Raw genomic sequence first — 16823 nt, 5'->3', positions numbered from 1 at the left:
TATTTTTTTGTGATTAATTCATTAAAAATTAGAAATTAAAAAATACTGTCTCACTAATTGGCATTATGTAATAAACCGAATTTATAAACCGTTAAATCAAATATGCAAACGACACTAAAACCAACAATAGTATTTTCGATCCTTATATTTATAAGTACTTTAACATCCTATTCAGCTCTGTACGCCCAAGAAGAAAAGTTTGTGGTGGTGTTAGATGCCGGACATGGAGGTGGAGATTCAGGTAATGTTGGTAATGGACATAGCGAAAAAAATATTGCACTTAAAATTACGCTCGAAGTAGGTAAGGAGCTTGAAAAGAATCCTGATATTAAAGTAATATACACACGTAAAACGGATGTTTTTATCGCTTTGCACGAACGGGCTAACATTGCAAATAAGGCAGATGCTGATTTGTTTGTGTCCATTCATTGTAACGCTCATAGTTCTCAAGCAAGTGGTACCGAGACTTTCGTTTTAGGTGAGAAAAATACAGGACGTAATTTTGAAGTAGCCAAACGTGAAAACGAAGTTATTTTTAAAGAAGAAAATTATGAAGAAAATTATGCAGGGTTTGATCCAAGCTCCCCAGAATCTACAATAGCTATTGGTATAGAGCAAGAAGTCTATATTGAGCAAAGTATTGTATTAGCTCGAAAAATTGAAGATAACTTTGTAAATAATGCCAAGCGTAAAAGTAGAGGGTTAAAGCAAGCAAGCCTGCTGGTTATTAGAAATACATATATGCCAAGTGTGTTGGTAGAAGTTGGATTTTTAACTAATAATATTGAAGGTAATTATCTTAATACTAAAGCCGGACAATCAAAAATGGCAAGTGCCATAAAAACCGCGATAACTGATTATAAAAAAGTCTTAGATCAAAACGTTGGCAGCCATATTTTGAATGTGGAAGCAGAAACAATGGAAGAGGTAGAAGACACTCCTAGAGTTATTAAAGACGTGATATTTAAAGTTCAGATTTCCGCAGGTTCTAAAGAATTAGAAGCTAAATCCTATAATTTTAAAGGTCTTGCAGATATTTCATCAGAAAAAATAGGTGATATTTATAAATACTTTAGTGGACAAACTTCCGATTATAATAAAATAAAACAACTTCAGAACGAAGCTAAATTAGCAGGCTATTCAGACGCTTTTATTGTAGCTTATAAAGATGATAAAAAAATAGATGTCGCAGATGCGTTAAAATCTGATTCTAATTAGAAACATTATTAATATATTTATTCCTAATTTTGTTAGCAAACTAAAGAAAACGCCCATTGAAAGTTTCAAGAGAAGTTAAGACAGCAATATTAGTGTTGGCTGGTATCGCTTTTTGCATATACCTATTTACATATCTTAAAGGTGAAGACCTCTTTGATAGTTCAAACACGTATTATACGGAATTCGACTATAATGCATTAAGCATGTCCTCGTCCGTAACAATTAAAGGTAATAAAGTAGGTAAGATAGAAGAGATTAAATATGATTTTAACTCTGGAAAAACTCGAATTGCATTCTCCGTAACACCAGAATTAAAATTTTCTAAAAACAGTATTGTTCGTTTATACCAAGATGGTTTAATGGGAGGCAATGCCTTATCAATTGTAGAGGCAAGTGATGGTGTCATTGCTGAATCTGGTGATTTCATAAAATCAGAAGTAAAACCAGGAATGATTTCATCCTTAGAAAAGAATTTCTCAGGTATTAGTGAAGATTTAGGTACAACACTGCGTTCGTCAGATACCTTACTTACCAATTTAAATGCCTTAGTTATTGATGAATCCGACGATGGTTTAAAGCAAACAATTGCAGAATTAAACGCAACGTTAAAATCATTTAAGAATGTTGCTTTTAAAGCCAATTCACTCATTAGTGATAACGATGAAAAAATTGCTTCCGTTTTAGAGAACTTTGATAAAACAAGTTCGGAATTAGCTATTTTAATTAAAGATCTAAATGAGGCTAAACTTTCTAATACCGTTAAAAATCTCGATGATATGGTTTTAAAACTAAATCAATTAGCTACAGGTTTAGAGGCAGGAGAAGGGTCTATAGGAAAACTATTAAAAGACGATGCACTCTATGATAACTTAGAAAATGCATCAAAGGAATTACAATTATTACTTTTAGATATTAAGCTTCACCCAGCAAGATACAGACGTATTTTGTCTAAAAGAGAGATTCCGTATGAGGAACCTACACAAGAGGAATTAAACAATAATTAGCCCCATCAATCATGGCATACTTACCAAATATCATTTTTGCAGTTATCCTAATATTAGGTATTGGTTATTTTGTTAGAAATATCAAAAAGATAATTCGAAATATTAAATTAGGTCAAGAAGTCAATGCCAAAGATAATAAAGCGAAGCGTTGGAAAAATGTAGCCTATATTGCTCTTGGTCAGAGTAAAATGGTAAAGCGGCCTGTCTCGGGGTTTCTTCATGCTATTGTTTACGTCGGATTTATTATTATAAATATTGAGGTTTTAGAAATTATAATTGATGGCCTTTTTGGAACACATCGTATTGGACAACAAGTTTTACCAGAGTGGTTATATGGATTTTTAATAGGGTCATTTGAGATACTATCTGTTTTAGTTCTAGTTTCTGTCACCGTGTTTTGGCTACGGCGAAATGTTATTAAAGTGAAACGTTTCTTAAGTTCGGAAATGAAAGGTTGGCCAAAAAGTGATGGTAATATCATTCTATATTTTGAGGTCGTTTTAATGTGTTTGTTCTTGTTAATGAATGCTACGGATACAATCTTTCAAAATACAGGATCTGGTAATGTTATCTCACAATTCATTGCCCCTTGGTTTGAGGGAGTATCCGTAGGAACGCTTTATATTATTGAAAAATCCGCGTGGTGGTTGCATATTGTAGGTATTTTAATTTTCTTAAATTACCTATACTTCTCAAAGCATTTACACATTCTATTAGCATTCCCTAATGTATATTTAGGTAGTGTAGAGCCAAAAGGCAAGTTTAATAATCTTGATGCCGTTACGGCAGAAGTGAAATTAATGATGGATCCAGACGCAGATCCTTATGCTGCACCAGCAGAAACTTCGGAAGATGATGTTCCTGCAAAGTTTGGAGCGAGTGATGTTATGGATTTAAACCAAATTCAGTTACTCAATGCGTATACCTGTACGGAATGTGGTCGCTGTACAAGTGAATGTCCCGCTAATCTTACCGGTAAAAAATTATCACCGCGTAAAATTATGATGGATACGCGAGATCGACTAGAAGAGGTTGGAAAAAATATTGAAACCAATAAAGGTGAATTTATAGATGACGGAAAGCAGTTATTAGGAGACTACATCACAAACGAAGAGCTTTGGGCGTGTACAACTTGTAATGCTTGTGTAGAAGCTTGTCCGGTGAGTATTAATCCACTATCCATAATTATGGATATGCGCCGTTATTTAGTAATGGAGCAAAGTGCAGCACCGATGGAGCTGAATAATATGATGACCAATATAGAAAATAACGGAGCACCCTGGCCTTACAACCAAATGGACCGTTTAAATTGGAAAGACGAAAACTAAAAATGTTTAGAGGTTGAAAAGTTAACGTTTTGAATGTCACTAATATTACAAATTAGTACAATAGGTAAATGCGTAAACAATTACACAATTAAACGATTAAACGTTAAAGTATGAGCGAGCAACTAAAAGTGCCAACTATGGCAGAAATGATGGCAGAAGGAAAACAACCAGAAATTCTATTTTGGGTTGGTTCTGCTGGTAGCTATGATGATAGAGCAAAGAAAATCACTAAAGCTTTCGTAAAGATTTTAAATAAAGCAAATGTTAATTTTGCAGTTTTAGGAACTGAAGAAAGCAATACGGGTGATGTTGCAAAACGTGCTGGTAACGAATTTTTATTTCAGATGCAAGCCGTTATGAATATCGAAGTGCTTAACGCTTATGAGATAAAACGAATTGTAACCTGCGATCCACACTCTTTTAATTGCATCAAAAATGAGTACCCTGGTTTAGGTGGAAGCTATGACGTTATTCACCATACACAATATATACAAGAACTGATGAGTTCTGGTCGTTTAACTTTAGAAGGAAATACGTATAAAGGCAAACGAATTACCTTTCACGATCCATGTTATTTAGGAAGAGGTAATGGAGTTTACGATGCACCGCGAAATGTTCTTAAAAAAACAAATGCGACATTAGTAGAAATGAAACGCCATAAAGGAACAGCGTTGTGTTGTGGAGCTGGTGGAGCGCAAATGTTTAAAGATGCAGAACCCGGAAATAAGGAAATTAATGTCTTAAGAACAGAAGATGCTATAGAAACCCAACCCGAAATAATTGCTACTGGTTGTCCGTATTGTAACACTATGATGACTGATGGTGTAAAGTTCAAAGAAAAAGAATCTGAAATTAAGGTATTGGATATTGCAGAGCTCATTGCTAATGCATAATAGAATAAGGTTGTGGGGAATAATATTGAAAAATTACCATTAAAAAAGCGGATTATTTCAGGTGTTGCCATTGGTTTATTTTATGCTTCATTAATGGCGGGTTATGACTATTTTACCGACGAACCATTTTCTTTGCCAAAGTTTCTATTTAATGCTTTCTTTTTTGGATTGGTTATGAGTTATGCATTTAGGTATAAAATCACTAAAAATAAAGGTTAATAATATGTTTATACAATGAACTTCACAAATCCTCAAATACAAATCGAAGACTTACCTAATATTGAAGACGTTGTTTTAAAACCAATTTCAAAATCATATTTAAAAATTATCATACTGAATAGACTTGCTTTTTATAGTCTTATTTTAGGTGCTGTAATTGGTTTGAAATACTTGATTAAAGAAGACGGTTTTCAAGATAATTTTTGGTTAATCCTTATAGGATCTGTGATGGTTTGCATTGCGAATTTTATCATTTCCGTATTGGCATTTAAAAAGCGGAAATACGCTGTGCGTGGTAACGATGTTATTTATGCTAAGGGTTTGATTGTAGAGTCTATAATTACAGTACCAATTTCTAGAATTCAGCATGTAGAGGAATCTCGAAGTTGGTTGGCAAGACACTTAGGTTTGTCTACACTGAAAATATTTACTGCAGGTGAAGCGGGAAGTGATCTAAGTATTAAAGGACTTCAACAACTTGAAGCAAAAGGTATCAACGATTTTATTAGCGCTAGGGTTGATGGAAATAACTGATTTCTCGCAGCCCATAAGACAATCAGCTAAAGGAATAATTGTCATTTTTGCATTTAATCTGCTAAAATTTTTCAAAAAATTTCTTGTATTTTTTATAGCTTTTGGTATTCAAGTTATAAGAAAAAAGTCATTTGGAGGTGTGACGCCAACAATGATGTATTTAGGGTTGATAGCGGTGATAGTACTTATTTTAATTATTGCGATTCTAAAGTATTTCAATTTTAAGTTTCACCTCAGTAAAGATGATTTTCATTTAGCTACAGGAATAATAAATAAAGACAATACCATTATTCCGAAGTCTAAAATTCAGAATGTATATATCAAACAAAATTTTCTGCAACAGTTGATCAATGTAGTTTCACTAAAAATTGAAACAGCGGGGGACAAAAAATCTGAAATTGAAATTAGTGCTTTGGATAAACCAACAGCTTTATTATTAAAGAAGAAATTATTTAATAAAATAAGTGTAGAATCAGAAGAAACACAACATACGGAAACTGAAGAAAAACAAAATGTTTTCTTCAGAGTCACACCAAAACGCTTGCTTTTAGAAGGTTTATCTCAAAATCATTTTAAGAGTTTTCTACTAATAATAACTTTCGGTTATGGAATTTATAATGAGTTCAAAGATTTCTTAGAAGAGTTAGAGCTAGAGAAACGTGTAGAAGGTTTTGTAAACCTAGATGAAACTGACTTATTCAATCTAATAATTACTAATGTTATTCTTGTAATAGCGGTGGTTTTGTTTTCTTTTCTATTTTCAGTGGCTAAGACGTTTATTATAAACTTCAATTTAGAGGTCGTAGAAAATCAGAAAACCATAGAAATTAATAAAGGTCTTTTTAATAAAATATCATTGAGCTTAACACCAAGTAGAATTCAGAATTTGGTAATCACCACAAATCGTGTAAAACAATATTTTGGGTTATATAGCTTATCAGTTAAGCAAGCGATGGTTAATGTAAAGCAACAAAAGAATTTTAAAATTGTGGCTTTAGAAAAAGAACAACTTAATTACTTAATAAATAAACTTTTATCAGACTATAATCTTGAGGGTAAAACTGGAAAACCAAAACCTTATTTTGTGCTAATCTCGGCTTTAGGAATGTTGTTTTTTATTGTTTTAGCCAACGCCTTGGCGCTGTTTCTTTTTGGGATAGGCATGTTATGGATTAATGTTATTTACCTTCCTTTTGCAATATTTTATGTCTATTTCGAATATAAAAAAGCGTATTATATAATTTCTAACAATTTTGTAACTCTTGGAAGCGGAGTAATTGATACAACCACCAATATTTTAGAAACACACAAAATACAAGGTCTAAAATTAAAGCAGACCATTTTTCAAAAACCCAGAAATATAGCGTCGCTTGTAATCTCTACAGCTTCAAAATCTGTGACGATTCCTTATATATCAAAACAAGAGGCATTAACTATTTATAATTACTTATTATATAAGGTAGAATCTCAAGACAGAGATTGGATGTAAAACCGTATTTTTACAATCAGAAAAATGATGAATTTATGCTAGTCGATTTTAATACCTTACCAGAAGAATCAAGAGTTTGGATATACCAATCTAACCGTTCATTTTCAGATGAAGAGTTAGAACAACTTACAACACAATTAGATACTTTTATAGAGGCTTGGACGGCTCACGGAAAAGATTTAAAAGCAGGTTATAAGTTAGTTTACAAACGATTTATCGTTATTGCAATGGATCAAAGTTTAAATAATGCAACAGGTTGCTCAATAGATTCTTCCGTTAGTTTTATTCAACAATTAGAGCAACAATACAATGTAGATTTAATGGATAAAATGAACGTGTCCTATAAGCAAGGTGAATTTATTGCTTACAAATCTTTAATTGATTTTAAAAAAATGGCACAACAAAAAGCAGTATCTAAAAACACTATTGTTTTTAATAATTTAGTAACTAATATTGCAGAATTTAATGAAAATTGGGAAGTCCCTGCGAGCGATAGTTGGCATAACCGTTTTATTAAATAGGACTTCACATAAATAAATTTTATATTTCAAATAGATTAGTCATTTTTACAACGAGTAAAAGATGATTAATACAAACTTACAAAAGTGGCTACAGACATTTTCTTATTAAATATTTCAGGACAAGATAGACCAGGTTTAACTTCTAGCTTAACAAGTGTATTGGCAGAATATGACGCTAAAGTTTTAGATATTGGGCAAGCTAACATTCATGATACGTTATCATTAGGTATCATGTTTGAAATTAAAAAGGGTAAAAAGTCTTCAGCAGTACTAAAAGATTTATTGTTTAAAGCTTATGAATTGGGAATTAAAGCCAAATTCACTCCCATTTCGCTTGAAGATTATGAAAATTGGGTTAACGAACAAGGTAAAGATCGCTACATCGTTACTATTTTAGGCGAAAAATTGGCTGCAGAGCAAATATCTGAAGTCACTAAAATAATTTCTGAAAAGAACTTAAACATTGATTCCATAAAACGATTAACTGGCCGATTGTCACTCGTTAAAAAAGAAGAATACCCTAGAGCATCTATTCAATTATCTATTAGAGGAAAAATAGGAGATAAGTCTGATTTTACTAAGAAATTTATGGAAATTTCTAGAGAATTAGACGCGGATATTGCATTTCAAGAAGATAATATTTTTAGACGTAATAGGCGTTTGGTTTGTTTTGATATGGATTCAACGTTAATTCAAACAGAAGTTATCGATGAATTAGCGGAATTAGCCGGAGTTGGATTAGAGGTTAAAGCGATCACTGAAGCAGCCATGCAAGGGGAGATAGATTTTAATGAAAGTTTTAAAAGACGTATGAAGCTTTTAGAAGGTTTAAGTGAGTCTGTTTTACAAGAAGTTGCAGAACGTTTACCCATTACTAAGGGCGCAAAGCGTTTGATTGATACGTTACATTATTACGGTTTTAAAACAGCGATTCTTTCAGGTGGCTTTACTTATTTCGGACATTATCTTCAGCAAAAATTAGATATTGATTATGTTTATGCTAATCAATTAGAAATCAAAGACGGTAAATTAACTGGTGGCTATATTGGAGATATCGTTGATGGTAATAAAAAAGCCGAATATTTACAATTACTTGCGGATAATATGCAAATAGATATCAGTCAAACCATTGCCGTTGGTGATGGTGCTAATGATTTACAAATGCTTAATCTAGCGGGTTTAGGTATTGCGTTTCATGCCAAACCAAAAGTAAAAGATAATGCACAAAGTTCTATTTCTAGCATAGGATTAGATGGTGTACTTTATTTGTTAGGCTATCATGATCGACAAATTGATTTACTATCATAAAGTTAAGTCTGCCATATCAATTGCACAGGTTATAAAAGTATCTTAAAGTCTTTTTACTTCCTCTTAAATATGCTAATTTGGCACAATATTCGTTATGAATTATGTGTTCAACCTATAAACGATAAAAGTTTGCTAATGCGTTACTTTGCCCTTATATTTATATGTACTTGTTTTCAATTTAATTTTGGGCAAGACCTTTCTAAAAATCCATTACTATCCAAGGATCCTATTCAACAACAGAAATGGGTAGATAGTTTATACAATTCAATGTCTGTTGAGGAAAAAATTGGACAACTATTTATGGTACAGGTGTTTTCTGATAAAGGAAAAGCACATGAAAATAAGATTGCTAAGCTAATTACAGGTCAGCATATTGGTGGTCTAATTTATTCTAATGGCGGACCTGTTCGTCAAGCCAAATTAAATAACGAATTACAAGCTGGTTCTAAAATTCCATTGTTAATAGGAATGGATGCAGAGTGGGGTTTAAGTATGCGCTTGGATTCTACTTATGCTTTCCCATGGAATATGACCCTTGGAGCAATTACAGACAATAAATTGGTGGAGCAAGCCGGAAGACATATTGGTGAACACTGTAAACGATTAGGTGTGCACTTTAATTTCGCGCCAGCCGTAGATATTAATACCAATCCTAAAAATCCTATTATAGGTAACCGATCTTTTGGGGAAGACAGAGATAATGTTACCGAAAAAGGATTAGCATTTATGAAGGGCATGCAAAGCGCTGGTACATTAGCAAATGCTAAACATTTTCCTGGTCATGGAGATACCGAAGAAGATTCACATTTAAAATTGCCTACTATTAATTTTAGTGCAAAACGGATTGACTCTATTGAATTATACCCGTATAGAAAGCTTATAAAAGAAGGACTATCTAGTGTTATGGTAGCTCATTTAAATGTACCAAGTTTAGAATCTCGAAGAGATTTTCCATCCTCATTATCAAAACATATCGTTACTGATATTTTAAAAGATAGTTTAGGGTTTAATGGGTTAATTTTTACGGATGCCTTAACCATGAAAGGTGCAGCTGATTATGTTGAAAACGATGTTGACGGCTCTAATGTAAAAAGCTTAATACAAGGAGGAGAGATTGATTTAATGGCATTCTTAGCAGGAAATGACGTGATGCTAATGTCTGAAGATCCAGAAAAAGGGATTGCTAAATTTGTTGAAGCATTTACAAATGGTACTATAACTGAAGAGCGACTAGCGCACTCAGTTAAAAAAATATTGATGGCTAAATATAAAGTTGGATTAAATAATTATTCTCCTATTGGAATTTATGATTTAGAAAAGGATTTAAACCGATTAGAAGACGATTTACTCTATGAGGAACTCATGGAAAATGCCATTACAGTGGTAAAAAACACAAATGAGTTGTTACCATTCAGAGATTTAGAAACTAAGAAAATTGCTTATGTATCATTAGGTGATGACGATGGTTCTGCGTTTTTAAATGAGTTAAAAAAATACACCAAAGTCCACGAAATTAAAGCAGATAAATTGGATGAAGTGATATCTAAACTTCAGAATTACAATACGGTAGTTGTAGGTTTTCATAAATCGAATGCGAACCCTTGGAAAAGTTATCAGTTTTCTCAACAAGAATTGGCATGGTTGTATGAAATTGCGAGAACGAATACTGTTGTCCTCGATGTATTTGCGAGACCTTACGCACTGAATGATTTGTTAACAGTAGACAATATTGAAGGGATTGTAATGAGTTATCAAAATAGTACAATAGCTCAGGAAAAATCAGCGCAGCTTCTTTTCGGAGCATTTGAGGCAAAAGGTAAATTGCCTGTAAGTACAGGACCTTTCTTTCCGGTTGGAACAGGTGAGAATTATAATTCTTTATTGAGTTTAAGCTACGGTTTACCAGAACGTGTTGGTATGGATTCTAAATTGCTAAGTCGAATAGATTCTGTAGCTCATCGTGCTATTGATGGTAAAATGACACCAGGAATTCAGCTTTTAGTTGCCCGAAAAGGCAAAGTAATTTACAATAAGAATTTCGGATATCATACCTATGAGAAGAAAGAAGAGGTAAAGTTTGATGATCTTTATGATGTGGCATCATTGACAAAGATATTGGCAACCTTACCGGTTTTAATGGAATTGGAAGAGCAAGGCTCAGTATCTTTAGATGATAGATTGGGTGATTTAATTCCAGAATATAAAAACACAAATAAGAAAAATGTAACGCTTAAAAAAATGTTATCTCACTATGCGCAACTTAAGCCATGGATTCCATTTTACTATGCTACTTTAGATTCAGTGACTAAACGACCAGACCCCAAATATTACAGAAAAGAACGTTCAGAAGGCTTTACCGTAGAAGTGACTAACACGCTTTTTATGCGAGATGATTATAAGGATTCTATTCAAAAAGTGATACGAGATAGTGATTTATTATCTAGCTTAAGATATCGATATAGTGATTTACCGTATTATATTCTTAAAGGTTATCTCGAAGATTTTTATGATAAGCCATTAAGCGAAATCACAGAAGATCGTTTTTATAAATCTTTAGGTGCAAATTATACAACGTACAACCCACGAACTAAATTCAGTTTAAAAAATATAGTGCCAACAGAGATAGATGATTATTATCGTTTTAAAGAGGTACACGGATACGTGCATGATATGGGAGCTGCAATGCAAGATGGAATAGGTGGACACGCAGGGATTTTTAGTAATGCAAATGATGTTGCTAAAATAATGCAGATGTATTTGCAAAAAGGCTTTTACGGGGGGAAACGCTATCTTGAAAGTAAAACCATAGATAAGTTTAACTACTGTTATTATTGTGGGAGCAACAATAGAAGAGGCATCGGGTTTGATAAGCCACAATTAGGTGAAGAAGGTCCAACTTGTGGGTGTTTATCTATGACTAGTTTTGGGCATTCAGGTTTTACAGGAACTTATGCTTGGGCAGATCCTGAAGAAGAAATAGTATACGTGTTTTTGGCTAATAGAACCTATCCAGAAGCTGGTAAAAATCTATTATTGAGAGAAAATATTAGAACAGAAATACAACGTCTAATCTACGAGGCCATAATAGATTAATGTTTTTACTAGGTTAAATACAAATAGCCTTGTAAGGAATTTCACAAATATTAGACTATTTTAAATATCGTATTTAGGGTGTTGTGATGATTACGCATCACCCAAGATACAAGTTAATATGTACTTAAAGTTAACAGCTGATTATAGAAAAACTGCTAACTTTAAAAATTAAACGGTTTACATGAAAATAGGAATAGTTTGTTACCCTACCTTTGGAGGAAGTGGAGTTGTTGCAACAGAATTAGGTTTAGAGCTGTCAAAATGTGGTCACGAGATTCACTTTATTACATATAGTCAACCTGTACGTTTAGAACTGTTGAGTAATAATGTTCATTTTCACGAAGTGCACGTGCCTGAATATCCTCTTTTTTTATATCAACCTTATGAGCTTGCCTTATCTAGTAAATTAGTAGATATGGTAAAGTTACATGGTATTGAATTATTACATGTGCATTATGCTATTCCTCACGCGTACGCGGCATATATGGCGCAACAAATGCTGAAGGACGAAGGGATTTTTGTTCCTATCGTAACTACGTTGCATGGTACCGATATTACTTTAGTAGGCAGTCACCCGTTTTATAAACCAGCAGTAACATTTAGTATTAATAAATCTAATGCGGTAACTTCTGTTTCGGAAAGTTTGAAGAAGGATACCATGCGCTTATTCAGTATAAAACGAGAGATTCATGTGGTACCTAATTTTATAGATTTAGAGAAGCATAATCATAAATTTACGGACTGTCAGCGAGGAATGATGGCTGATGATGATGAGCGTATCATAACACATATTAGTAATTTTAGGGAAGTAAAACGAATTCCTGATGTTATTAAAATATTTTATAATATTCAAAAAGAATTACCAGCTAAACTAATGATGGTTGGTGAAGGTCCGGAAAAGGAAGCTGCAGAGCAGTTAGTTGAAGAGTTAGGAATGAGTGATCGTGTTATCTTCTTAGGTAATAGCAATGAAATTGATCGTATTTTATGCTTTAGTGACCTCTTCTTATTACCATCACAAACAGAAAGTTTTGGTTTAGCAGCACTTGAAGCTATGGCGAGTAGTGTACCTGTCATATCTACTAATTCAGGAGGATTGTCTGAAGTTAATGAAGATGGTTTTTCAGGGTATTTAAGTGAGGTTGGTGCTATAAAGGATATGTCTAAGAATGCCGTGAAAATCTTATCGGATATTAAGACTTTAGAGACATTTAAAGCCAATGCAAAAGTGCAATCTCAAAAATTCGATTTAAGAACTATTGTACCTATGTATGAAAAAATATATGAAGAAACCTTGAAAGAATTTTTAGTAGATAACTAAAATGAATACACTTATATTCTTTTAAAATTTATAATACAATACAAAAAAGTCTTCCTATTTGGAAGACTTTTTTGTATAAGCTTAATGTCTATGGTTTTACCATATATCACTAACTTCTTCTTTAATATACGCTAAAGCCGCTTTACTTGGGGCAGGCTTATCTATCAGTTCGGTTAAAACAACCTCTCTAAGTTTATTAGCTGTATCAGTTGATTCTTGCATGGCAGCTTTTCTAATTAATTGAATGGTTGCATTTTTTGCAGCTAAAGTAATTGACCAACATTGATCGCTAACATAAATTTGTTGCGATAAATTATGCTCTAACTCTTGTTCTATAGTTGCAATTAGTAAGCTTTCATAATCTGTTTTATTAGAAGACGTAGGTTGGACCCTCGTTAAAAGTTTAGAAGGTGCAATACGCTCTAAGAAAAGAGATATCCGTTCGTAGGCTTGCAAGCGTAATGGAAAGCTTTCTTTTTGCAAATCTTTCTGCAATAAAAAGCGTCTTCTACTGTTTTCGTTTTCTACATGTTGCTTAAAAAAATAGTAAGCCACTGCGCCAACGATAGCAGCAGGAGCAATGCTGAAAAGTAACTCGATAATGTTGTCAATATCCATAGTGTAAATTTAGAACACAAACTTAAAACCTTTCAATCTATTGTACAAACAAAACCGATAATTGAATGAAGTCTGTCTTTCATTTCATGAAGTCGCTTTTAAGGCATATGGTAACGTGCATTTTATAGTGTACGGCTTATTTTGCATAAGCTATTGATTTTTACGTCGTGAAAAGTATCTAATCGTTTTCGATTGCTTACACGAAATAATCTTTTTTTTTAAATAATTCAAAAAAAGAAAGAATTAGAGGGTAACAATTTTCCGATTCACTTGATATAACCTCGAATGTCAGTTTTCAAAGCGTTAACTGAATTATAAAAAACTAAAATATAATAATTATGAAATCAATTTTAAAATCAATTTTATTACTAGCCATTACACTTACTTTATTTAACTGTGATAATGATGATGGCAATGCACCAAACATGAGTGTTTGTAGTTATGAAGGACTTACGGCAGACATACAAGGCACAATAACTTTAATACCAGAATCGGACTTAGTTACAGATTATTTTCCAAATAATGATGGGCCAGGTATTCCCGCAGTTGAGGTATATCACTCGGTCAGTCCAGGAAGTACATTTGTAGTAACAAGAGCACTTACAGTGGGGGCTGTAGATTCAAGTCCACAAATAGTAATCAATGGTACCACTCATTCAGGTGTGGTAACTTGTCAAAGAGCGGGAAGTGCTCTAGGAGATGAGCTTCGATTAGACATTGTACTAGCCTCAGGTGAAGAGGTAGAATTATGTGTTGTAATTGATTATGTAGCCCCTTAAAAAAGTAGATAATGAAATTAGGAATAAACACCTTATTAATTCTAGTTGTTGCCCTTACTTTTTTTAATTGTGATAATAACGATGATGCGACGTCAGCAGCTTCAACAGATGGATTTACAATAAATTCAACATTTTATGAAACTGTAAATGCATACGTCACTATAGATCAACTAGACAGCAATGCAGATGGTAATCCTGATCATTACAACTTTATGTTTACTGATGGGAGAATCACAGATTCTTTTGGAGATGTAGGTCTTGGTTATGCGTATGCCTATTCGGTTAATACAACTTCAAAATTGGCTTTAATAAAAATATCCGTAGATGATAATGCAAGTTTATCTACGGATTTAATTTCTACTGGTAATACGTATATTGGTTCTAGCTTAAGTACTGGTGTACCTAATTACTCAGCAGATTCTTTAATAGCTTATGATGGAGTTGTTTCTCCTTCGTTCGGAACAGAAAATGGAATCGATTATGGTCACCTTCCAGAAACAAGTGGAGTTTGGTATGCTGTAGGAACTATAGGCCCGACGGTGATTATAAATGCAATAAACATTGATACAAATGTACCAGCAAATAGCACAATCGATGTAAACTATACGTTTTTAGCTTCAGATGGCACTTCCATTACGGGGCATTACGAAGGCACTTTAGGAATAATATTAGATTAAAACAATACTATGAAATCATTTTTTAAATCGATGCTTTTAATGGCATTAGTACTCTTGAGTTTTAGCTGTAGTAGTGACGACGATACAATTATACCAACCTTAAATACGAGTGAGTATTTTAAATATTCAATAAATAATGGTCCTGACCGTATTTTTGATGCTTACGCTAGAGGATGGTATGAGCCAAATCCCAATTCTACGTTTGAGAAATTTTATTTTAGAGCAGGTGCGGCAACGGCCGATGGTTCGACTGTTATAGTTGATGCCGATTTTACGTTTCAAGATTTCACGTCATTTACTAATACAACTAATTTTAATTGGGGAGTATCGGATGGTCTAACAGCTAATTTTTATTTCACAGAATTAACTCCTGGTCATACGTTTTTGACTAGTTGGACGGTCATGCCAAGTAATCCCGTTGTATGCACAATTACCGTACACCCAGTGAACGTAGGAGACTATATAGAATTTTCTTTTCAAGGTGATTATTTACTTGCGACAGATAATTCTATTCAAGGATCAATAATAGGAGAGGGTAGAGTGTTGAGAGAATAAGTTATTCAAATAAATAATAAAAATTATGAAACGAGCATGTTAAAATTATTAATAACAAAGATCTGATTAATAACGAACAGCATGTGACCTTCGAAAAAAATAAACACATGAAAACAAATATAAAAACGATAGTATCAACATTAGTCGTGTTATTGGCTTTTAGTTGTAGTGATAATAGCTCTTCAAGCGGTTCTGGAAGCACAATAAATGCGGAGTATGCCTATGTAACAGATGGGACAGATTTAAAAATTATTGATATAACTGTACCAACCGCACCAACTTTAGTAAATAGTATTGCGGTAAATACCTCTTACTTTGTAAGTGTATCTCCGGATGTGGCTTATGTTGCTCAATATGATGTTACTGAACCTTATTTAAGTATCGTAGATATTAGTAATGTAGCGGCACCAAGTATTCAGGCAGAGATTCAAAAAATTAATACACTTGCTTTTAGTTTATTAAGTGATATGTACACGGTTAATAATGTGGCTTATTTAACAGATGTTTATAGAGGTTTACATGTTGTAGATATCGCTAGTTTTAATTTTACTAGTCAATTAAATTCTGGTGGAGATGCTATGAGCCTCACAAAGGTTCAAAATGAATTATTTGTCATCGATCAAGCTAACGGTTTACATTCTTACGATGTTACAACACCAGGAACTCCTTCGGCAACAGGAACAACAAATACCACAGATGTTGATACGGCTTCTTATGGTGATGCTCCTTTTGGTCAATATCATTCTTGGGTTGAAACCGATGGAACTTATCTTTTCGTTGCTAATACAATAGATAAGAAAATAAAACAATTCGATGCTGCGACGCTTGCGTTAGTTAACGAGGTTAATATAGAAGGATATCCTACAGCTTTCGCAATTCATAATGGTAATGCTTATGTAACCATGAAAGCTAGTGCAAATGCTCCTCTGCAAAATAGTTCTGATAGTGTTAGAATGTATGATTTGGCTACACTTTCCTTACAGGATATGAAAATACTATCGAGATCAAGTGGTGTAGCATTAAATGGGAATTACGCTTATGTAACAGATGCAAATGGACTTCATATTTATGATATCAGTGGAAATGATTTTGTATTAGAATCTTCTTTAGGAACTGGTTTCGGAAATTTTATAGCATTAGGTCAATAAAAACAAACAAACGTTACATAGAGCTTGATTGCTAAGTTTATAATGTAGAACAGAAATTGTATTTCGACTAAAAAAATAATTAAAGATTAAATTTACACTTATATTTAGCCTTCATTCC

The 16823-nt window shown here is 33.2% G+C and carries 16 protein-coding genes; 15 read left to right on the top strand and 1 reads right to left on the bottom strand.

Going from position 1 to position 16823, the window contains the following annotated elements:
* Positions 1-102 precede the first annotated feature (102 nt).
* From HM986_RS10545 to bshA, 11 genes are all read left to right on the top strand, one after another.
* On the top strand, positions 103-1218 hold the full coding sequence (locus HM986_RS10545; RefSeq protein WP_179335058.1) for an N-acetylmuramoyl-L-alanine amidase family protein: 1116 nt from the start codon (positions 103-105) through the stop codon (positions 1216-1218).
* A 56-nt stretch (positions 1219-1274) separates the two neighbouring features.
* Complete coding sequence (locus HM986_RS10540) at positions 1275-2222, top strand: MlaD family protein (RefSeq protein ID WP_179335057.1); 948 nt, start codon at positions 1275-1277, stop codon at positions 2220-2222.
* A gap of 11 nt (positions 2223-2233) precedes the next feature.
* Positions 2234-3550 (top strand): (Fe-S)-binding protein, encoded by a 1317-nt coding sequence (locus tag HM986_RS10535; RefSeq protein WP_179335056.1) that lies wholly within the window; start codon positions 2234-2236, stop codon positions 3548-3550.
* 110 nt (positions 3551-3660) lie between these two features.
* Complete coding sequence (locus tag HM986_RS10530; RefSeq protein ID WP_179335055.1) at positions 3661-4443, top strand: (Fe-S)-binding protein; 783 nt, start codon at positions 3661-3663, stop codon at positions 4441-4443.
* Between the two features lie 12 nt (positions 4444-4455).
* Complete coding sequence (locus HM986_RS10525; RefSeq protein WP_179335054.1) at positions 4456-4662, top strand: hypothetical protein; 207 nt, start codon at positions 4456-4458, stop codon at positions 4660-4662.
* Positions 4663-4677: 15 nt separating this feature from the next.
* On the top strand, positions 4678-5196 hold the full coding sequence (locus tag HM986_RS10520; protein ID WP_179335053.1) for a PH domain-containing protein: 519 nt from the start codon (positions 4678-4680) through the stop codon (positions 5194-5196).
* Positions 5183-6685, top strand: a complete 1503-nt coding sequence (locus tag HM986_RS10515) for a PH domain-containing protein (protein WP_179335052.1) — start codon at positions 5183-5185, stop codon at positions 6683-6685. The genes HM986_RS10520 and HM986_RS10515 overlap by 14 nt, the downstream gene beginning before the upstream one ends.
* 35 nt (positions 6686-6720) lie before the next feature.
* A complete protein-coding gene (locus HM986_RS10510; protein ID WP_179335051.1) occupies positions 6721-7206 on the top strand; it encodes an ABC transporter ATPase in 486 nt (161 codons plus the stop codon).
* Positions 7207-7290: 84 nt separating this feature from the next.
* The gene (gene serB / locus HM986_RS10505) at positions 7291-8514 is read left to right on the top strand and encodes a phosphoserine phosphatase SerB (protein WP_179335050.1); all 1224 of its coding nucleotides are present in this window, start codon (positions 7291-7293) and stop codon (positions 8512-8514) included.
* A gap of 135 nt (positions 8515-8649) precedes the next feature.
* Entirely contained in the window at positions 8650-11607 is a 2958-nt protein-coding gene (locus HM986_RS10500) for a glycoside hydrolase family 3 N-terminal domain-containing protein (protein WP_179335049.1), read from the top strand.
* Positions 11608-11788: 181 nt separating this feature from the next.
* On the top strand, positions 11789-12928 hold the full coding sequence (gene bshA, locus HM986_RS10495) for an N-acetyl-alpha-D-glucosaminyl L-malate synthase BshA (protein WP_179335048.1): 1140 nt from the start codon (positions 11789-11791) through the stop codon (positions 12926-12928).
* A gap of 96 nt (positions 12929-13024) precedes the next feature.
* Here the strand turns inward: bshA and HM986_RS10490 are convergent, their stop codons facing one another.
* Complete coding sequence (locus HM986_RS10490) at positions 13025-13546, bottom strand: DUF7935 family protein (RefSeq protein ID WP_179335047.1); 522 nt, start codon at positions 13544-13546, stop codon at positions 13025-13027.
* A gap of 338 nt (positions 13547-13884) precedes the next feature.
* Between HM986_RS10490 and HM986_RS10485 the strand changes: the two genes are divergently transcribed.
* The 4 genes from HM986_RS10485 (at position 13885) to HM986_RS10470 (ending at position 16705) form a co-directional block, all read left to right on the top strand.
* A complete protein-coding gene (locus tag HM986_RS10485) occupies positions 13885-14325 on the top strand; it encodes a hypothetical protein (protein WP_179335046.1) in 441 nt (146 codons plus the stop codon).
* Between the two features lie 11 nt (positions 14326-14336).
* On the top strand, positions 14337-15002 hold the full coding sequence (locus tag HM986_RS10480; RefSeq protein ID WP_179335045.1) for a hypothetical protein: 666 nt from the start codon (positions 14337-14339) through the stop codon (positions 15000-15002).
* A 9-nt stretch (positions 15003-15011) separates the two neighbouring features.
* Complete coding sequence (locus HM986_RS10475; RefSeq protein ID WP_179335044.1) at positions 15012-15557, top strand: hypothetical protein; 546 nt, start codon at positions 15012-15014, stop codon at positions 15555-15557.
* Between the two features lie 107 nt (positions 15558-15664).
* Positions 15665-16705: an LVIVD repeat-containing protein gene (locus HM986_RS10470; protein WP_179335043.1), complete on the top strand. Its 1041-nt coding sequence runs from the start codon at positions 15665-15667 to the stop codon at positions 16703-16705.
* The last annotated feature ends 118 nt before the right edge of the window (positions 16706-16823 follow it).

The organism is Winogradskyella costae (assembly GCF_013403865.1).
Taxonomy (GTDB): domain Bacteria; phylum Bacteroidota; class Bacteroidia; order Flavobacteriales; family Flavobacteriaceae; genus Winogradskyella; species Winogradskyella costae.
Note: the sequence above shows the minus strand (reverse complement) of the source record. Positions and strands in the feature narration are given on the sequence as shown.